This is a genomic window from Pusillimonas noertemannii (assembly GCF_003096595.1).
In the GTDB taxonomy this organism is placed as follows: Bacteria; Pseudomonadota; Gammaproteobacteria; order Burkholderiales; family Burkholderiaceae_B; genus Pusillimonas; species Pusillimonas noertemannii.
This window is the reverse complement of sequence record NZ_QEKO01000002.1, coordinates 473,907-493,558: the sequence shown is the minus strand read 5'-3', so window position 1 is coordinate 493,558 and position 19,652 is coordinate 473,907. Positions and strand designations below refer to the sequence as shown.

The window sequence follows — 19,652 nt, the reverse complement described above, 5'->3', positions numbered from 1 at the left end:
CGGAGGTGATCAGGCCGCCTTGAAAAGTGTCAGTTCATGGTCAATAAAGCGGGGTTGCCGCCCGCTGCCGCGGTATTGATGCTGATGCTCCGCTCGACCACGAGCCGCTCCAGGGGAATTTGCGCGCAGCCCGCATCCAGGGCGATCAAGGCGATGATCGGCCCCTCTTGCCCGGCCAGGGCATGGGCCAGTTCCGTGGCCGCCGGCCGGGAACCATGAAACAGTGCGGCCTCGAAACGTTGGCCTTGCCAGTCTTCGACAACATGTACGCGGTCAAGCACCCGGTGGGGCAGGCGGGAAAGGGGGGCGGCGTGCTCTGAAAGCACCAGGGCATGGCTGCCTACCGCCACGGTGGCAGCAAGCTGCATCAGCAAATCGTCATCGCTTTGGCCCAGGCACAATATCGGACCCTTGGGATGCAGGCTGTACGTGTTGAGTTCGCCCGTGGGGCCGGGAAGCGTATACCTGGTCCCTGAAGGGGTGTTTGCCGCAAAAAGCTGGCAGGCCTTGGCCAGGGCGGGGCGCTGATGTTGCAGTGCCCAGTCTTGCAACTGCGCAAGTTCGCCCTGCATGGCGTTTCGGCTCGATGTGTCGACCGATATCGTCACGTCCGGCGATTCCAGGGCCCGCATCGCCGCCGAGGCGGGCTTTTGCGACAGCAGCCTCAGCAGGTACAAGGGGCCGCCCGCCTTGGGGCCGGTGCCCGATAGCCCTTCTCCTCCGAACGGCTGCACACCCACCACCGCGCCGACGATATTGCGATTGACATAGATGTTGCCGGCCCTGGCCTGGCTGGAGGCCTTGGCGATGGTTTCGTCGATGCGGCTGTGCAGGCCGAAAGTCAGCCCGTAGCCCAGGCTGTTGATGTGCTGGATCAGCGAGTCGGAATCCTGGCGCTTGTAGCGAACCAGATGCAGCACGGGGCCGAATACCTCGTCTTCAAGTCGAAGTACGGATGGAATTTCGATCAGGGTGGGGGCGATGAAAGCACCGTCGAGCCGATCCAGTTCGTTCTGGTCGTGCGCCTGGAAAACGGCGCATCCCTGGGCTTTGAGCTGTTCGATGTGGCGCATGATGCGCGCTTTGGCGTGGCCGTCGATGACCGGCCCGATGTCGGTCGCCAGCAGGATGGGTTCGCCGATGGCCTGCTGGGCCATCGCGCCTTTCAGCATCCGCAGCACGGGTTCGGCAATGTCGTCCTGCAGGCAGAGCACGCGCAAGGCCGAGCAGCGCTGGCCCGCGCTGTCGAATGCCGACGCCATTACGTCGCCGACAACTTGCTCGGGCAGGGCCGATGAATCCACCAGCATGGCGTTCTGCCCGCCGGTTTCCGCGATCAGCGGCACCTGGCGTCCCCGGGCATCGAGACGCCCGGCGATCTGCCTGGCAAGCGTTTTTGCCACGTCGGTCGAGCCTGTAAACAAGACCCCCTTGATGCGTTCGTCGGCGACCAGGGCCGAGCCGACCGCCCCACCGGCGCCGGGTAACAGCTGCAGGGCCGTCGCGGGGACACCGGCGTTCAGCAGCAGCCGGACCATTGCATGGGCAACGAGCGGGGTCTGTCCGGCGGGCTTGGCCAGAACCGTATTGCCGGCGGCCAGGGCGGCGGCGATCTGCCCGGTAAAGATTGAAAGCGGAAAATTCCAGGGACTGATGCAGGCCACTGGTCCCCAGGACTCATGCGTGCCGCGGGCAAAGCTTCTGGCCTGCCGCGCATAGAAGCGCAGGAAATCCACCGCTTCGCGAACTTCGGCCAGGGCATTGGCAGAGGTTCTGGCGGCTTCCCGTATCAGCATCGCCATGAACAGATGGGTGTCTCGTTCAAGAGCGGTTGCAGCGGCTTCCAGTATGGCGGCGCGCGAGGCGGGCGCCGCCTGCGACCATTGGAACCAGCCTTGTGCCGCTATGGCCACAGCCTGGGATACTTGCGTGGCGGTCGCTTCGCTTGCGTACCCGACAATCTCGGATCGCCTGGCGGGGTTGAGTACGGCGCGGCGCTGCCCTGGCGCGTCTTGCCCGTTGATGATCGGCGCGGCATGCCATTGGCTTCTTTCCTCATCCAGCAAGTACGCCGTCAGCGCGGCGATGGTGTGCTCGCTGTTCAGGTCGGCGCCGGCGGAATTGACGCGGCTTGGGCCGAACAGGGCCGCCGGCAGGGGTATCCGCGGATGAGGAAGCCCGATTCTGCCGTCTACCTCGCCCGCCCGCTCGATAGTGTGGACAGGATCCTGGATGAGCGAGTCGATCGAGCGCGAGGGGTCGGAAATCTGGTTGACGAACGAGGTGTTGGCGCCGTTTTCCAGCAGGCGCCTGGCCAGGTAGGCCAGCAAGGTGTCGTGCGTGCCCACCGGCGCGTAAATGCGGCAGGCGTGGCCAAGCTTGCCTTCCGAGGTGGGGCCGGCTACCTGCCGGTACAGGGTCTCGCCCATTCCGTGCAGGCACTGGAACTCGTATTCGCGCGGCTCGGCAGCCGCTTGGGCCATTTCATGGATGGCCGCCACGGTATGGACATTGTGGGTGCCGAACTGCGGGTAGCAGAGCTTGGGCTCGGAAAGCAGCGTCTGCGCGCAGACGAGATACGCCAGGTCGGTGTGCGCCTTGCGGGTGAACACGGGGTAGTCGGGCAGGCCGCCCACTTGAGCGCGCTTGATCTCGGTGTCCCAATAAGCGCCTTTTACCAATCTGATCATCAGGCGGTGCCTGCTGCGCCGCGCCAGATCGAGTAAAAAGTCCACGACCTGCGGGCATCGCTTCTGGTAGGCCTGGACGGCGACTCCCATTCCGTCCCAGCCGGCCAGCAGGGGATCGAGGCGCAGCCGCTCGACGAGGCGCAGCGAGATTTCCAGCCGGTCGGCTTCTTCGGCGTCGATGTTCAAGCCCATGTCATAGTGCTTTGCCAGCACGGCCAGGTGTTGCAGCCGTGCGTACAGCTCGGTCATGACACGGTCGATCTTGGCCCGGCTGTAGCGGGGGTGCAGCGCAGACAGCTTGACTGAAATTCCGGGCCCCTCGTAGATGCCGCGGCGGTTTCCCGCTTTGCCGATGGCATGGATGGCTTGTTCGTAAGCCTGCATATAGCGCTGAGCGTCGGCGCTGGTCAGGGCGGCTTCGCCCAGCATGTCGTAAGAATGGCGAAAACCCGCCTGCTCGGGCTCTTGTGAGCGGGACAAGGCTTCGGCGATGGTCTGGCCGGCGACGAACTGTTCTCCGATCTTGCGCAGGGCCACGTCGACGGCGGCGCGAATCAGGGGTTCGCCGCCCCTGGCCGCCAGCCGTGCCAATGAGCCAGCCAGCCCGCTTTCATGATCGGAGACCAGCCGGCCGGTGACAAGCAGGCCCCAGGCGGCCGCATTGACGAAGGTCGAGGCAGAGGCGCCCAAATGCCGTTGCCAGTCGCCGGCGGAGATCTTGTCGCGGATGAGGGCGTTGCGAGTCTGTTTGTCTGGGATGCGCAGCAGTGCTTCGGCCAGGCACATCAATGCAATGCCTTCTTTGTCTGACAGCGAGAATTCCTGCAGCAGGCTTTGTGTCAGGTCGTTCTGGCCGGAGGCCTTCTGTTCGCGCCACGCGGTGGCCAGGCGACCGGCCAGGATGTGGATGGGCCTGGCCTGCTGCTTCAGGGGCCCGGCCCGGGCCAGCAGGCCTTCGACAGCCTGGGGTTCGGACATGAGGTGCGCGGCGGCGACGGCGTCGCGCAAGGGCGGCGCGCAAGGGCGGCGCGCCGGACGATTGGGCGAGCTGTTTTTGCAGAGATGCCACGCTGGATGTGCTCACGCCGACCCCCTAGTGTGCTGTTTGACTAATTCGAATACTTATCTTCGGCGCCTGAACTCGCCATGCTGCGTTGCAAATCCTCGCGATAGCTACGGCTATCGCTGTGGTTTGCGCCTTGCCTGACAAGCTCAGGCATCCGAATATAAGTGCACAAACTAATCAAACAGCACACTAGGCGATCAAGGCATTGAGTGTCTGCTTTCTATTATGCACGCGGCTCAAGCCGGGAGAAGACTTTATTGGTATGGGAAAAAGCTAATAGTAATTAGCTTTTAATATGAAAAGATCATTTATATAATCATTTGAATTGACGCAACCAGCAATGGATGATAATTTTAATTATCTTTAACCAATAAAAGATCATTTCAATGATCTTTCGGAGCAAACAATGGTTCAGCTGCTTACAGAGTATGCCCAAGCGCGCCAAGACCAGAAGCTAAGCCAGGCGGCTGTGGCCGAAAGGGCGGGCTTGAGCCGCATGGCCGTGCAAAAGATGGAATCGGGCGCATCCGATCCGCGCCTTTCCACGCTTATTGTGCTGGCAAGAGCCCTGGGAATGGAGCTCATGCTTGTTCCCAGCGCGCTGCGGCAAGACCTCGAGGCCTTCGCCCGTTCGGGGGGACGCACTCTTGGCCAGCCCGCGGGGGTCGATGCGCCCGCATCCATTATTGACGATCTGCTTTCCACGTCCGCAAAGCGATGAGCACCTTCATCCGCTATCTTCGCCTGTACCTTCATGGGCCGCAGGGCAAGCGACCTATCGGATACCTTTCGCAGTACGGCGACGTTCTGCGGGTTTCCTTCGATCAAGAGTACGTCCAGGATAAAAATCGTCCGGTGCTGTCGCTTAGCTACCAGGGGGCAGACGAAGAGCGTACGCGTGCCATTCTTACGGCAATGCGAGACGCCCGCCTGGTGCGCAACAACGGCAGATGGCCTTCGTTCTTCCAGAACCTATTGCCCGAGGGCCACAATCGCGAACGGCTTGCCCAAGAAAGGGGCTGTCGGCTCGATGACGAGTTCGAGCTATTGGCCGCCGCGGGCCACGACCTCATGGGGGGCGTCGAGGTAGAACCCGTTCCGCTTGAAGAGGGCATTCCCGACCCTGTGCGTTTGTGGCATACCTCTTTGGGCCTCGATGTGCTGGAGCCCGGCTTCGTCGATCTGCCGGTTGAAGACGCCGCGGCCATTCCAGGCGTCGTGACCAAGTTTTCAGCCATTCGTGACGGTCGCCGCTATGTCGTGCGCCGACATGGCCAGGCGGGTTCTTTCATTCTGAAGCTGCCTTCCATCCGGCATCCCGACCTGGTGCAAAACGAGTACACGGGCTACCAATTGACGCGGTCTTTGGGGCTGGCCTGCGCCCAGGCCGAACTCATCTCGCGCGACGAAGCGCAGCTTCCTGAAGCGGTGGCTTTTCCCGAAATACTTGCGGTCAAGCGGTTCGACCGCGGCGAAGGCGGGGCCCGAATCCATATGGAAGAGTTTGCGCAGGTGCTTGGCTACGAACCCAGGCATAAGTACGGAAAGGGAATCGAGCCGGACTTCGTGGCCATCGTGCGCATTCTGGACCAACTGTCGGCCGAGCCTGTGCACGATGTACAAGAGTTCGTGAACCGGTATGTGGCGTTCATCCTGATGGGCAATACAGACGCCCATCTGAAGAACTGGTCCTTGCTTTATCGCGACGGAGCCACCCCGGAACTGGCGCCACTATACGACCCGGTCAGCGTAAGCTCATTCTTCTCTGAAGTGCCAGGCACCGACTATGGCATCAATCGCGCCATCGATGCCAAGTTGCACAAGCTCGGCTGGCACCACCTGGATGCCATGCTTGCGCAAGCAGGCATCGTGCGCCGCAGCCGGGTGCTGCAGATCGCCAAAGCCCGTGTTCGCCAGGCACAAGCAGACTGGCCTGGCCTGCTGCGTGACGCGCCACCGGCCATGCGCCGCGAGATAAACCGCCGGCTGAATGGGGGGCTGGCGCTTACGAGCTGAGCGGGCCAGATGCTGAAGCCGACGGGCATGCGGCGCGGAATAAACCTAGCGTATTTCCCCGGCCTTCACGGATAGTGCGCAGGGATTGAACCCCATGGCGTAGGCCAGGTCGCCCGGCCTGTCGATATTCCACAAGGCAAAGTCGGCTTTCTTGCCCACTTCCAGGCTGCCGATGGATTCTGCCAGCCCCAGGGCCCGCGCCGCATTCAGGGTAGCGCCGGCCAGCGCTTCCCGGGGTGTCAGGCGGAAAACCGTGCAGGCCATGTTCATGGCCAGCAGCAGCGAGGTCATGGGCGAGGTGCCGGGATTGCAGTCGGTGGCGATGGCCATGGGCACGCCGGCCTGGCGCAGCGCCTCGACGGGAGGCAAGCGGGTGTCGCGCAAAAAATAGAAGGCGCCCGGCAGAAGGACGGCAACCGTTCCGGCTGCGGCCATGGCGGCGATGCCTTCGGCGGAAAGATGTTCGAGATGGTCGGCCGATAACCCGCCATACCGGGCGGTAAGCTGGGCCCCGCCCTGGTCGGAAAGCTGTTCGGCATGCAGCTTGACAGGCAGCCCGTGCTGCTTCGCGGCCAGGAACACGCGTTCAGTCTGCGCCGGGGTAAAGCCGATGTTTTCGCAGAAGGCATCCACGGCGTCGACCAGGCCTTGCCCGGCCAGGGCCGGCAGCATGGTCTCGCATACTTCGCCGATGTAGTCGTCGGCCCGGCCGGCGTATTCGGGCGGCAGGGCATGGGCGCCCAGAAAGGTGGTGCGCACGTCCAGGCCCGTAAGCCGGCCGATCTCGCGTGCCACGCGCAGCATTTTTTCTTCGTTGGCCAGGTCGAGGCCATAGCCGGACTTGATCTCGAGCGTGGTGAGGCCTTCGGCCATCAGGGCGCGCACCCGGGGCAGGCTGGCCTGCAGCAGTTCATCGAAGCTGGCCGCGCGGGTGGCACGCACGGTAGAAACGATGCCGCCGCCCTGACGCGCGATCTGCTCGTAGGGCACGCCGTTGAGCCGGGCTTCCCATTCGTCGCTGCGGTTGCCCGCGTAGACGGCGTGGGTGTGGCAGTCGATAAGGCCGGGCGTAAGCCAGGCCCCGCCGCCATCGTGTTCCTGCCCGGCCCGGGCTCCGGCCGGAAGCGCGTTGCGTGGGCCGATCCAGGCTATCTTGCCCTCATGCACGGCGATGGCGCCGTCGGTGATCTCGCCATAGCCGGCGCCGGGCCTCATGGTAGCCAGGTGGACGTTCAGCCAGAGTGAATCCCAGTCGCGGGTAGCGTGGCTCATAAGGCACCCGCCTGGTTTGCGATGCGGGCGACCAGCCGGGCGGCCACGCGCGCACTGCGATGGTCGATGTCGAAATCGGGATTCAGCTCGGCGATATCCGCCAGGCGCATCTTGCCCGACGCGGCAACGTGGTCGGCCAGGGCTTCCACCACTTCAAGCGGCACGCCGCGCGCCGCGGGGGCGCTGACCCCCGGGGCCACACAGGCGGGGAGCACGTCCAGGCAGATGGTGAAGTACACGTGGTCGACGGAATGGAGGAAGGCGTCGAGCCGCGACAGCGCGTTCGTGCGATCGGAAGTGCCCAGCTCTTCGTCGAGCATCCAGCCGACCCCCAGCGATTCGGCGCGGTCGAACAGCGCCTGCGTGTTGGCATAGCGGCTGACGCCCAGGCAGCAATAGTTGAATGGCCAGCCGCGCTGCCGGCAGTTTTCGGCGATCTGCCGAAAGGGTGTGCCCGAACTGGCGCGGTCGTCTTGCCGCAGGTCGAAGTGGGCATCCAGGTTGACGATGCCGATGCGGGGGGGCGAACCCGAGCTAGCCGCAAGGTGGCGCGCCAGCCCTTCGAAGGATCCGAAGGCGATCTCGTGCCCGCCGCCCAGGGTGATGGGCAGCAGGCCCTGGGCGAGCAGGCCGGCCAGGTGGCTGGAAAGCTCATCTTGCGCCTGCTCCAGGCCGTCGTGCGTGCCGGATGCGACCGGCGCGATATCGCCGGCGTCGTACAGCGTCTGGCAGTCGAGTACCGGCATATTGCTCAGCATCGAGCGGATGGCGCCGGGCCCCTTGCGCGCGCCGGGCCGGCCGTGGTTGCGATGCACGCCGGCATCGCAGGCGAAGCCGGTAAGGGCCACGCCCTGGCCGGCTTCGGGGGCCCAGGGCTGCATTATCTGGTGCCAGCGCCGCCCGGCCTGGCCCTCGGCCGCGTCGACGCGGCCCTTCCATTGCGTCATGTCGGCGGGAGTATGCATGGCGGAACCCGGCCTACTTGATCATGGGAAGGTGCAGGCCGAAGCGCTTGGCGCAGTCGATGGCGGCCTGGTAGCCGGCATCGGCGTGGCGCATGACGCCCGAACCGCAGTCGTTGATCAGCACACGCTCGAGCCGCCGGGCGGCCGCGTCGCTGCCGTCGGCCACGATGACCATGCCGGCATGCTGCGAATAGCCCATGCCCACGCCGCCGCCATGGTGGAAGGACACCCAGCTGGCGCCGCCGGCGGTATTGAGCAGCGCGTTCAGCAAGGGCCAGTCGGACACGGCGTCGGTGCCGTCGCGCATGGATTCGGTTTCGCGGTTGGGGCTGGCGACCGAACCGGTGTCAAGATGGTCGCGTCCGATGACGATGGGCGCCTTGAGCTCGCCCCGCTTCACCATTTCGTTGAAGGCCAGGCCCGCCACATGGCGTTCGCCCAGCCCCAGCCAGCAGATGCGCGAGGGCAGGCCCTGGAAGGCGATGCGTTCGCGCGCCATGTCCAGCCAGCGCGTCACCGGCTTGTTCTCGGGGAACAGCTCTTTGATCTTGGCGTCTGTCTGGTAGATGTCTTCGGGGTCGCCCGACAGTGCAACCCAGCGGAAGGGGCCCTTGCCCTCGCAGAACAGCGGCCGGATGTAGGCCGGCACGAAGCCGGGGAAGTCGAAGGCGTTGCGCACGCCGGCGTCGGAGGCAACCTGGCGGATGTTGTTGCCGTAGTCGACGGCGGGCACGCCCAGGGAATGGAAGTCGAGCATGGCCTGCACGTGCACCGCGCACGACTGGCGCGCCTGTTCGGTCAGCTCGCCATGCCGGGCCGGGTCTTTGCGCGCGTCTTCCCATTGCTGCAGGGTCCAGCCCTTGGGCAAGTAGCCATTGACCAGGTCGTGCGCCGAGGTCTGGTCGGTGACCAGGTCGGGCTTCATGCCGCCTTCTTTGGCGCGCCGGGCCAGCTCGGGCAGGATGTCGGCGGCGTTGCCCAGCAGGGCGATGGACACCGCTTCTTTGCGCTCGCAGTGGTGGCGCACCATCTCCAGCGCTTCGTCGAGGTCTTTGGCCTGCTTGTCGACATAGCGCGTGCGCAGGCGGAAATCGATGCGGCTTTGCTGGCATTCGACCGTCAGCGACACGGCGCCCGCCAGGGTGGCCGCCAGCGGCTGCGCGCCGCCCATGCCGCCCAGGCCCGCGGTAAGTATCCAGCGGCCGGCCCAGTCGCCATTGAAGTGCTGGCGGCCCGCTTCGACAAAGGTTTCGTAGGTGCCCTGGACAATGCCCTGGCTGCCGATGTATATCCAGCTGCCGGCCGTCATTTGCCCGTACATGAAGAGGCCCTTGCGGTCCAGTTCGTTGAAGTGTTCCCAGTTGGCCCATTGCGGCACCAGGTTCGAGTTGGCGATCAGCACCCGGGGCGCGTCGGGATGGGTCTTGAAGACGCCCACGGGCTTGCCCGACTGCACAAGCAGGGATTCGTCCTCGTTCAATTGCTTGAGCTCGGCCAGTATCTGGTCGAAGCATTCCCAGTTGCGCGCGGCACGGCCTATGCCGCCATACACCACCAGGTTTTGCGGGTCTTCGGCCACCTCGGCGTCGAGATTGTTCTGGATCATGCGGTAGGCGGCCTCGCTGATCCAGTTCTTGCAGTTAAGCGTGCTGCCGCGCGGCGCACGGATGCTGCGGCTGGCGTCGAAGCGGGGGTCGGTGGAGGTTTTTTCGGCGACGGTGTTCATGGCGGTTTCCTTTCTGTGGTTCGGGCGTCAGGCGAAGCAGGCGGCTTGGTGGCGCCCCGAAATCGGGTTGTTCAATGCAGGCCCAGGTAGGCCGAGGCCAGGTCGGGGTCGCGGGCGGCCTCTTGTGCGCTGCCCTGCCACACCGTGCGGCCGGATTCAAGCACGCATACCTGGTCGGCCACGCTGAGCGCGCGGTCGGTGTTCTGTTCGACCAGCAAGATGGCCATGCCGTCTTCGCGCAGCTTGTGCAGGGCCTGGTAGCAAAGGTCGATGACCTTGGGCATGAGGCCCAGCGAAAGCTCGTCGATCATGATCAGCTTGGGCCGGGTCATGAGGGCGCGTCCGATGGCCAGCATCTGCTGTTCCCCTCCGGACAGGTTGCCGGCGAGGGAGTCAAGGCGCTCGCCCAGCCGTGGAAACAGGCTCAGCACTTGTTCGCGGTCGTGGGCGTAGTCGGAACGCGGGCGGATCAGGCCGCCCACCCGCAGGTTGTCTTCGACGCTCAGGTCCTTGAACAGCCGCCGGCCTTCCGGCGAAATGGCCAGGCCGAGGCGCACGCGGTCGTGCGCCGGCAGGGTGCTGATGTCGCGGCCTTCGAACATGATGCTGCCGCCATGAAGCTGTATGTGGCCGGCAATGCACATGAGCGTGGACGACTTGCCCGCCCCGTTCGCACCCAGCAATGCCGTAATGGTGCCCGGCTGCAGGGCCAGCGAGAGGTCGTGCACGGCTTCGAAGGTGCCGTAGCCGCAGGTGAGGTTCTTGAGCTCAAGCACTGTGTGCCTCCGTGGATTCGGCGGGCGCGTCGGTGCCCAGGTAGGCGGCGCGCACCTGCGGCTGCTGCATGACTTCGCGCGGCGCGCCGCTGGCGATGCGGCGGCCGTTGTCCAGCACGACCAGCCGCTGGCAGATGCGCATGACCTCGCCCAGGTTGTGCTCGATGAGGATGATGGTGACCCCCTGCCGGTTGATTTCGGCAATGGTGTCCGCCAGGGTGGCGGCTTCTTTCGAGTTCAGGCCCGCCAGCGGTTCGTCGAGCAGCAGCAGCTTGGGATTCTGCGCCAGGGCGCGCGCCACTTCGAGGCGCTTGAGCACGCCCAGGGGCTGGATGCCCGGCATCTGGTCCGCGTGCCTTGAAATGCCGACCCGGGCGAGCATCTCGCGCGCGACCTCGCGCTCGTGCGCGGAGTCGGTGTGCAGCAGCGATTTCAGGGGCGAGCGGGTGTGGGCGGCGCCCGCGGCCAGCGCAACGTTGTCCAGTACCGATATCTGGCGAAACGGCTTGACCAGCTGCTGCGAGAAGGCCAGGCCCTTGCGTATGCGTTGATGGATGGGCAGGTGGGTAAGCTCTTGGTCGCCCAGGTGGATGGAGCCCGTGTTGGCGGTGACGACGCCGGTGATGGCGCGCATGAGCGTGGTCTTGCCGGCGCCGTTGGGGCCGATCAGGCCCAGCAGCTCGCCCGGGTAGACCTCGAAGGACACGTCGTCGACGGCCTTGAGACCGCCGAACTGGACGGTGACGCCGCTGACGCGAAGCAGGGCCGAATCAGATGTCTGGCTCATGAGCTTGCTCCGGGTTGATGGCCTGCGCTGCGACGCTGCAGCAGCGAGCGCACGATGCCGGCCACGCCGCCGGGCGAGAAGCGCATCATCAGGAAGAGCACGCCGCCGTAGACCAGCAGCTTGTAGTCGCCGATGAACTGGAACCACGCCGGCAGCGCCGACAGCAGCGCGGCGCCGAAGATCACGCCGGGCACGGAGCCGATTCCGCCGAACACCACCATCGACAGCACGGTGATGGATTCGATGAAGCCGAAGCTTTCGGGGCCGATATACTTGAAATGCTGGCCGTAAAGCGCGCCGGCCAGCCCGGCCAGGGCCGTGCCCATGGCGAAGGCTGCCAGCTTGTATCGCGGCACATCCACGCCCAGCACGCGCATGGTGTCTTCGTCTTCGGCCACGCCGTTGAACACCCGGCCCATCCACGACTTCTGGATGTAGATGCAGAACACCGCCACCAGTGCGGCCAGGCCCAGGGCCAGCCACATGAAGCCGAGCCGGTCGAGGCCCGAGCCGGGAATGCCCGAAATGCCCATTTCGCCTCCGAGCCATTCTTGCTGGCGCACGATGCCGACGAACAGGAAGACCACCCCCATGGTGGTAATGGCCAGGAAGTCGTCGCGCACCCGCAGGCTGGCCAGCCCCACGACAATGCCCACGATGCCCGCCAGCAGCATGGCCACGGGCAGTGTGGCGAAGAAGGGCAGGCCCGCCTTGCACAGCATGGCCGAGGTGTACGCGCCTATACCCAGGAAGGCCGCATGCCCCAGGCTGATCTGGCCGCAGAAGCCGGTGATGAGATTGAGCGACAGCGCGAAGATGACGCTGATGCCCATTGCGGTAAGCAGAGAAATTTCATATGCCATGTTCAGCCCCTAGCGTCGTGCGAAGAGTCCCTGCGGACGGACCATGAGTACGAGAATGAGCAGGGCGAAGGCGATCGCGTTGCGGTCGAGCCATTGGTCGAGATAGATGGTGCCGAACGATTCGGCCACGCCCAGCACCAGCGACGCGAGCAGGGTGCCGCGCACGGAGCCCATGCCGCCCAGCACGATGATGGCCAGCGCCTTGTACGAGGGCACGCTGCCCATGGTGGGTTCGACCAGGTTGTTCAGCAAGGCCACCCATACGCCGGCGAAGCCCGCCAGCGCCGAACCCACGAAGAAGTTCAGGTCGCGCACCGTGCGCAGGCGGATGCCGAAGGACTGCGCCATTTGCGGGTCGGACACCGTGGCCTGGCAGGCGATGCCCACCCGGGTGTGGGTTTGCAGGTAGCCCAGGGCGGCGATGATGGCCAGCGAGCTGCCCATCACGACGAGTTCGGCCAGGCTGAAGTGCAGGCTGCCGAACACCGACACGTACTGCTGCAGCGGTGGCGCATCATAGGTAAGGCCGGCTGCGCCGAAGATGATGCGGAAGGCTTCTTCGAAGGCGATGTACAGCCCGATGGAGGCGATCAGCGCCACGAACGGCGGCTGGCGCAGTATGGGTTCGTAGCACAGGCGATAGATGATCACGCCTACGATGCCCGCGCCCAGCATGGCGAAGATGCAGGCCAGCGTCAGGCTGCCCGTGGCGTTGGTGGCCAGTACGCCGATATAGCCGCCCAGCGTGAACAGGGCGGCGTGTGCGATGTGCAGGATGCGCAGCAGTCCGTACACCAGGGTCAGGCCAAGGGCGATCAGTGCATAGATGCTGCCTTGCACGAGTCCTTGGGCGACGAGCTCGATGAAGAGCATGGGTGCTCCTGGAGGTTCTTCTTGGAAGCCGGGGCGGTGCCCGCGGGCGTCGGCCCGGCTTCATGCTTGGGAAAGGCGTGCGTTGGCGCACGCCCGTGGCTTACTTGCTGTCTTTGGTCGGGGCGGCAAGCAGTTCCGGGTCGTGCAGGACCGAATGGCGATGGAATGCGCCGTCTTTCACGATCTGGACCTGCAGGTCTTTGTTGACCTCGTGCAGGTCGTTGAACTGGAGCGTGCCGATGGGCATGGTGTAGCTGCCCTGGGCGATGGCGTCGCGCAGTTCGGCGCCGCCCTTGCCGCCTGTTTTGCGCAGGCCTTCGATAAGGATGGCTGTGGCCGAGTAGGTGGCGGCTCCCACCATGTCGGCGCCAAAATTGGCCTTTTCCCGGAATTTTTGCAGGAACTCCTTGGTTTCTGCAACATCGGAATCGCGGTCGAGCGAGGTGACCAGCAAGGTTCCCTCGGCGGCCTTGCCGGCGATCTCGATGAATTTCTCGCTGTCGTAGCCTTCCTGGCCAATGATGGGCACCGTGATGCCGGCCGCGCGCATCTGCGAGACCAGCGGGCCGGCATTGAAGTAGTAGCCCGATGCATAGATGGCTTCGGGATTGTCGGACTTGATCTTGGCGATCAGCGAGCCGAACTGGCGGTCCTTGATGTCGTATTCATATTCGCTGGCGATGTCCAGGTCGAACTTCTTGGCGCCCTCTTTGAAGCCCCTGGCCAGGGTCTGGCCGAAATCGTTCTTGAGCGTAACGAGCACGACGCGCTTCTTGCCCAGTTCGTTGACCAGCTTGGCGCCGCCGCGGCCCTGTACTTCGCCCATGGACGAAACGCGGAACATATAGTCGCCTGCGCGAGTAACGCTGGGGTCGATGGAGTAGGCGACCACGTAGGGCACTTGGGCGGCCTGGAAGATCTGAGCGGAGGGGCGGGTGGCGGCCGAGTACGAGCCCGACACGGCGCCCACGACCTTGTCGCGTTCAATGAGCTTGGTGGCGATGGGCGTGGCCTCTTTGGCGGACGCCTGGTCGTCATAGACGACCAGGACGATTTTTTCGCCGTTGATGCCGCCTTGGGCATTGGCCTTTTCAACGGCCAATTGGGCGCCGATATGGGCCGAGTTGCCGTCGGCGGCGGCAAAGCCGGTTAGCGGCACGTTGAGCCCGATCTTGATGTCGGCCAGCGCGGCGGGCGCGGCGAAGGCGGTGGACAGCGCGAAGGCCAGGGCCAGTTTGCGGGTGCTGACGAGTCGTTTCATTATTGTCTCCAGAGGGGTTGACCACGCGCGCTTTTTTGCATCGGTGTGGATGTGAACAAGCCCGCGATTTGGTTGCGGCCGTTGCAAATGGCCAATTTTGTTACTTGGCTGAGTAGCCTTGAGGACGCTTCTCATGCTAAGTTGTCTATACAACTTTATCAAATAAAATCTCACGCATCAATAGTATTTACCAGGAGACAGCGTGGCCAAGGACGACGTGGCGATACCCCGCTACCTGCGCATCAAGAACTATCTGCTGGCGGGCATTGCGAAAGGGCGCTGGAAAGAAGGCGACGTGGTGCCGGGCGAGCAGGCGCTGGCCCAGAAGTTCGGTGTTTCGCGCATGACGGTCAATCGGGCCGTGAAAGAGCTGACCGCCGAGCAGGTGCTGACGCGCATACAGGGCTCGGGCACCTATGTGGCCCAGCAAAAATACCAGGCGACCCTCATCGCCATCAAAAGCATTGCCGACGAGGTGCGGGGCCGCGGCCACATGCATAGCAGCGAAGTGCATCTGCTCGAGCAGCGCAAGGCGCAAGAGCCCCTGACGCAGCAGTTCGGCGTCCCCGCCGGGCATGTGCTGTTTCACTCGATCATCGTGCACTTCGATAACGGCGTGCCGATACAGACCGAGGACAGGTGGGTGAATTCAGTGCTGGCGCCCGAATACCTCGAGCAGGACTTTGGCGTGACGACGCCCAATGAATACCTGATGGCGGCCGCGCCGCTGCAGGGGGTGCGCTACAGCGTGGAAGCCATGAGCGCCCCCCACGATATTGCGCTTATGCTGCACATTCCCGAGGGCGAGCCCTGTCTGGTGCTCAAGCGCAAGACGCTGTCGCTGGAGCAGGTGGCGTCGGTAGCCACCATGTGGTACCCGGGCAGCCGCTACCAGTTGGCGGGCGAGCTATAGGGCATTGCTCAAGGCGAAGAAGCAGGCATTACCTAAGGCGAAAAGCAGTACTTGATGCCTCGGCTTTCAGCTGCCGAGGCTGGCGTTTCTTGCGTTGAGGGCCGCTTGTCTGCTTTGTGCGGCGATCAGGCCGCGGCTTTTTCTTCTTTCTTGCTTTGCTTGCTGGAGTGCAGCGAGATCATTGGCGGCTGGGCCTGCTGGGCGCGCTCTTGGGCGAGGCGGGTTTCAAGGGGGAGGGAATACGGCTTGACTTTCCAGGTGCGATACGGGGCGAGAGTCTTCTGTGTAGCAGACATTGAGTTTCCTGTTAGACCACCCAGGACCTTTCGGTGGTGAAAGACCCTGGCGTTGCGGAGCCATCATCTTTGCACATGCATGTTTCACCAGTGCTACCAGAGGATGGCACATGTATGTACATGTGCGCATCAGTGATATCCCTTGCTTTTACACGTTCGACCCCTAGGCGGCCATGTCGTCGTCCGGCAGCTTGCGCACCCTCAGTTGGGTAATGCGCCGCCCCTGCAGCTCGGCGACCTCGAACTCGAATCCGTCGATTTCCACCCGCGAGCCGGGCTCGGGCAGGCTGTCCAGGCGGGCCAGGACCAGGCCCGCGATCGATGAAACGTCGATGTCGTCATCGAACAGCGAGCCTGTGCCCAGCTCCTGTTCCAGGTGATGCAGGTCGGTGGCGCCCGACACACGCCAATACCCTTCGTCCAGGGCCTGTATGGAAGGTTGCTCGTCCTCGTCCGGAAACTCGCCGGCGATGGCCTCGAGGATGTCGATGGGCGTGACCAGGCCTTGTATGGTGCCGTATTCGTCGGCCACCAGGGCCAGTTGGCCATGCGAGTTGCGCAGGGTCTCCATGGCCTTGATCACGCCCGTCAGTTCGTTGATGACGATGGGCTGGCGCAGCGAAGCCGCCACGTCCAGCCGCCCCGTGTCCAGGACCCCGGCCAGCAGGTCTTTTGCGCGGACCACGCCAAGCAGGGTGTCCAGGTCTCCCCGGCCTGCAGGAAAGAAGCTGTGCGGCGTGTCGCGCAGCATCTTGATGGTCTTGGCGGGGTCGTCGTCTACATCGACCCACGAGATGTCGGAACGGGGCGTCATGATGGTGCGCACCGTGCGTTCGCCCAAGGTCAGCACGCCGCTGACCATATTGCGCTCTTCGGCGCCGAAGGCGGGCGGTTCCGAGCTTTCGTCGGCGGGCGCCATGTCGCCGGCAACTTCGTCGGCCTGCCGTTTCGCCCCCAGTATGCGCAGGACGGCCTCCGCGGTGCGGTCGCGCAGCGGAAGCCGGGCTTCATTGCGCAAAATGCTGCGGCGGGCCAGCTGGTTGAAGAATTCGATGACGATGGAAAAGCCGATGGCGGCGTACAGATAGCCCTTGGGAATATGGAATCCAAGGCCTTCGGCCGTGAGGCTCAGGCCGATCATCAGCAGGAAGCTCAGGCACAGCACCACCACGGTGGGGTGGGCGCTTACAAAGCGTGTCAGGGGCTTGGAGGCCCACAGCATGATGCCTATGGATATGACGACGGCGGCCATCATCACCGGCAGTTCATCCACCATGCCCACGGCGGTGATGACGGCGTCCAGCGAAAACACGGCGTCCAGCACCACGATCTGCGCGACCACCACGCCGAAGCCGGCATAGGCCTTGGACTGGCTGTGCGCATGCGTCTTGCCCTCGAGCCGCTCATGCAGTTCGGACGTGGCCTTGAAAAGCAGAAAGAGGCCTCCAAGCAGCAGTATCAGGTCGCGGCCCGAGAAAGCCATGCCGGCGATGCTGAACAGGGGAGCCGTCAGCGTCACAAGCCAGGACACGATTGAAAGCAGGCCAAGACGCATCAGCAGCGCCAGCGAGAGGCCGATGACACGGGCCCTGTCGCGCTGCTGGGGCGGCAGCTTTTCGGCCAGGATGGCGATGAAGATCAGGTTGTCGATGCCGAGGACGATTTCCAGCACGACGAGCGTCAGCAGCCCAATCCAGACGTTGGGATCAAATAGCAGGTCCATGGGGATTTGGGTTGGTTGTAAAAGAGGGTCGCGGCTCGGCCTCGGACGGATCGCCGGGCAGTGCGCCAATGGCCGCAGAAGGGGATGGGGAACAGATGGAGAAGGCGGAGGGTCGTCTCATGCAGAGGCGAAGAGTGGCTGGCCCCTTAGTATAGTTGAGCTTGCATCTTTCGCCTGATTCGCGTGCATACGCTGGAAAAATATCAAGCGTACACACGTGTCGGCTAGACAATGCGCGTCAGCGTGGCTTATACTAGTTGCTTGACTGTTTTGCGGCTTTGTCGCCCAACAGCATTTAATCAGGCCCTAATACTCGCGAATTTCGCTTGGGTCTTGTCAATTGCCACCACGCGGTGGCACGGCCATCGGCCGATTCAACGGTTCTTCGAGCCGCATAAAAGTACGAACCACGTACAGCAAGGTACGCCACAAGTACCCCAATCGCAGGGTTTGCGCCGCCGCCACGCATTGCGTGTTGCGTAACCTTTGGTATGGCCGTCGACAACGAGCCTTTCAGATGCCGCGGCGCCGGCTTGCCGGCCCGTGCGTTGTGTCGTCCATAGAAAATCAATCATAAGGGATCGTGTTTCATGCAGGACAGCGAGTTGTTTCAGTTATCGGGGCTGACCGCCGTATTGCTGCTGGTCGGCTTTTACGTGACTACTTTTTTGATGTCGCTGACGATCAGGCAGAAGAACGAGAACGTCGACGGCTACATGGTGTCCAACAACGCCATCGGCTTCGGCCTGTCGGCCGCCAGCATGATCGCGACCTGGATATGGGCGGCTTCTTTCTACGCCAGCGCGAGCGCCGGCTTTCGCTATGGCATCTCGGGCCCCATCCACTACGGCCTTTGGGGCGCGCTGATGATATTGTTCATCTACCCCTTCGGGCGCCGCTTCCGCCAGCTGGCGCCCAAGGCGCACACCCTGGCCGAAGTCATGCACGCAAGGCATGGCAAGTCCAGCCAGCTGATCATGGCCGTGTCCAACCTGGTGGGTAGCTGCATCAGCCTCATGGTCAACTTCACCGCCGCGGGCGCGCTGGTTTCCATACTGAGCCCCCTGAGCTTCGTGCAGGGCGTGGTCATCGCGGCGGTGGGGGTGCTTTCGTACACCATCTGGTCGGGTTTTCGCGCATCGGTCATGACCGACTTCGCGCAGCTTGCGGCCATGATTATTTCCGCCGTGGTGATCATTCCCATCATCTTCTTCAACGTCGGCGGCACCGAAATGCTGGCCGCCAATATGTCGACGCTGACCGTCCAGCAGGCCGATTTCTTCTCTTCCGAGGCTTTCCTGCGGCAGGGCGCCCCCTATCTGGTCGCCGTGCTTGCCTACGCCATCGGCAACCAGACCATTGCCCAGCGCCTGTTCGCCGTGCGCGAAGACCTGATCAAGCCCACCTTCATCTCGGCCACCATAGGCTATGGCGCCATCGTCATCGGCCTGGGCATGCTGGGCCTGCTGGCCTTGTTCATCGGCCTGGAACCGGCCGGCGGCAACCTCAACAACATCATCCCGCAAATGGCCTCGGCCTATCTGCCGCCTTTTGCCATCGGCCTGTTCTTCATCCTGGTGGTGGGGTCTCTTTCATCGACGGCCGACTCCGACCTGTCGGCCCTGTCGGCCATCGTGATGACCGACATCTACGGCAAGAACCTTGCCAGGGGCAGGCCCGACCCGGCCCGCATGCTGTTCTGGGGCCGCATGACCATGGTGATAGCAACCACGGTGGGCGTGATCTTCGCCAGCCTGCGCATGGACATCCTGGTGATGCTCGTCTTCGTGGGCGCGCTGTGGGGCGCCATCGTATTTCCGGTGATCATGAGTTTCTACTGGGACCGCATCAGCAACAAGGCCTTTACCAGTGCGGTCATCAGCGCCGTGGCGGCGTTCGCCTTGCTCAGGTTCGAGCTGGTTTCGCTGCAAGGCCCCCTGGCCGTGCTGTTCGAACTGCTGGCCTCGGTCGGCGGCGGCATCGTGGTGGGCCTGATGGCCTTCGGATTTTTCGGCAAGACGACGGGCATGGTGCTGGGCGCGCTCACCATGGCGGTGCTGGCCCCCTTCAGCGTCGGCTTCCTGCGCGACTACGTGGTGCTGATCAGCTCGCTTACGGCCTATGGCGTCAGCGCCATCGTGTGCGTGGCGGTCAGCCTGCGCTCCAGCGAGCGCTTCGACTTCGACCTGCTCAATGAGCGGGTGGTGGCTTTTCAAGGAGAACAAACATGAGTGCATTGGGACTTAGCGCCTATATATTGATCTGGCCCGTCATCTCGGCGGCCGTCCTGGCCATGCTGATCGTCGCCCTCATCCGCGACATGCGCGAAGCGCGCCGCAAGGGCGAGGAAATGATCTGATCGGGCGCCGTCCATAACTTGGTAAACTTGAACTATTCCACTTTGTTACGGATATGAGCGCTGGGC

At 63.7% G+C, this 19,652-nt stretch carries 16 protein-coding genes; 5 read left to right on the top strand and 11 right to left on the bottom strand.

All coding sequences use genetic code 11. The features are described 5' to 3' along the window. Positions 1–29: 29 nt before the first annotated feature. On the bottom strand, positions 30–3,698 hold the full coding sequence (gene putA, locus C7440_RS09445) for a trifunctional transcriptional regulator/proline dehydrogenase/L-glutamate gamma-semialdehyde dehydrogenase (protein WP_116518338.1): 3,669 nt from the start codon (positions 3,696–3,698) through the stop codon (positions 30–32). Between the two features lie 464 nt (positions 3,699–4,162). On the opposite strand from putA, the gene C7440_RS09440 reads away from it, so the two are divergent. Together C7440_RS09440 and C7440_RS09435 are read left to right on the top strand one after the other, a co-directional pair. Next, on the top strand, positions 4,163–4,477 hold the full coding sequence (locus C7440_RS09440; RefSeq protein ID WP_017522987.1) for a helix-turn-helix transcriptional regulator: 315 nt from the start codon (positions 4,163–4,165) through the stop codon (positions 4,475–4,477). Next, positions 4,474–5,772: a type II toxin-antitoxin system HipA family toxin gene (locus C7440_RS09435; RefSeq protein ID WP_116518337.1), complete on the top strand. Its 1,299-nt coding sequence runs from the start codon at positions 4,474–4,476 to the stop codon at positions 5,770–5,772. The genes C7440_RS09440 and C7440_RS09435 overlap by 4 nt, the downstream gene beginning before the upstream one ends. Positions 5,773–5,817: 45 nt before the next feature. Here C7440_RS09435 and hutI read toward each other — a convergent pair whose 3' ends face one another. From hutI to C7440_RS09395, 8 genes are all read right to left on the bottom strand, one after another. Beyond that, on the bottom strand, positions 5,818–7,044 hold the full coding sequence (gene hutI / locus C7440_RS09430) for an imidazolonepropionase (protein WP_116518336.1): 1,227 nt from the start codon (positions 7,042–7,044) through the stop codon (positions 5,818–5,820). After that, positions 7,041–8,009, bottom strand: coding sequence for a formimidoylglutamase (hutG, locus tag C7440_RS09425; RefSeq protein ID WP_116518335.1), 969 nt, complete (start codon positions 8,007–8,009; stop codon positions 7,041–7,043). The genes hutI and hutG overlap by 4 nt, the downstream gene beginning before the upstream one ends. 13 nt (positions 8,010–8,022) lie before the next feature. Then, entirely contained in the window at positions 8,023–9,735 is a 1,713-nt protein-coding gene (gene hutU, locus C7440_RS09420; protein ID WP_116518334.1) for a urocanate hydratase, read from the bottom strand. Positions 9,736–9,806: 71 nt separating this feature from the next. Beyond that, the gene (locus tag C7440_RS09415) at positions 9,807–10,511 is read right to left on the bottom strand and encodes an ABC transporter ATP-binding protein (protein WP_017522982.1); all 705 of its coding nucleotides are present in this window, start codon (positions 10,509–10,511) and stop codon (positions 9,807–9,809) included. Then, positions 10,504–11,298, bottom strand: coding sequence for an ABC transporter ATP-binding protein (locus C7440_RS09410; protein ID WP_116518333.1), 795 nt, complete (start codon positions 11,296–11,298; stop codon positions 10,504–10,506). The genes C7440_RS09415 and C7440_RS09410 overlap by 8 nt, the downstream gene beginning before the upstream one ends. Next, positions 11,295–12,161 carry a branched-chain amino acid ABC transporter permease gene (locus tag C7440_RS09405; protein WP_040548177.1) on the bottom strand — a complete coding sequence of 289 codons (867 nt, stop codon included), beginning with the start codon at positions 12,159–12,161 and terminating at the stop codon, positions 11,295–11,297. The genes C7440_RS09410 and C7440_RS09405 overlap by 4 nt, the downstream gene beginning before the upstream one ends. A gap of 9 nt (positions 12,162–12,170) precedes the next feature. After that, entirely contained in the window at positions 12,171–13,034 is an 864-nt protein-coding gene (locus C7440_RS09400; protein ID WP_017522979.1) for a branched-chain amino acid ABC transporter permease, read from the bottom strand. A 100-nt stretch (positions 13,035–13,134) separates the two neighbouring features. Further along, positions 13,135–14,295: an ABC transporter substrate-binding protein gene (locus C7440_RS09395; RefSeq protein WP_116518332.1), complete on the bottom strand. Its 1,161-nt coding sequence runs from the start codon at positions 14,293–14,295 to the stop codon at positions 13,135–13,137. A gap of 202 nt (positions 14,296–14,497) precedes the next feature. On the opposite strand from C7440_RS09395, the gene hutC reads away from it, so the two are divergent. Then, on the top strand, positions 14,498–15,208 hold the full coding sequence (gene hutC, locus C7440_RS09390; protein ID WP_116518331.1) for a histidine utilization repressor: 711 nt from the start codon (positions 14,498–14,500) through the stop codon (positions 15,206–15,208). 125 nt (positions 15,209–15,333) lie between these two features. On the opposite strand, the gene C7440_RS19860 is transcribed toward hutC, so the two are convergent. Then, positions 15,334–15,504: a hypothetical protein gene (locus C7440_RS19860; RefSeq protein ID WP_017522976.1), complete on the bottom strand. Its 171-nt coding sequence runs from the start codon at positions 15,502–15,504 to the stop codon at positions 15,334–15,336. Positions 15,505–15,667: 163 nt separating this feature from the next. Next, positions 15,668–17,227, bottom strand: coding sequence for a TerC family protein (locus C7440_RS09385; protein ID WP_017522975.1), 1,560 nt, complete (start codon positions 17,225–17,227; stop codon positions 15,668–15,670). A gap of 590 nt (positions 17,228–17,817) precedes the next feature. On the opposite strand from C7440_RS09385, the gene C7440_RS09380 reads away from it, so the two are divergent. Both C7440_RS09380 and C7440_RS20100 read left to right on the top strand, forming a co-directional pair. Then, entirely contained in the window at positions 17,818–19,458 is a 1,641-nt protein-coding gene (locus C7440_RS09380; protein ID WP_017522974.1) for a sodium:solute symporter family transporter, read from the top strand. Then, the gene (locus C7440_RS20100; protein ID WP_017522973.1) at positions 19,455–19,586 is read left to right on the top strand and encodes a putative transporter small subunit; all 132 of its coding nucleotides are present in this window, start codon (positions 19,455–19,457) and stop codon (positions 19,584–19,586) included. The genes C7440_RS09380 and C7440_RS20100 overlap by 4 nt, the downstream gene beginning before the upstream one ends. The last annotated feature ends 66 nt before the right edge of the window (positions 19,587–19,652 follow it).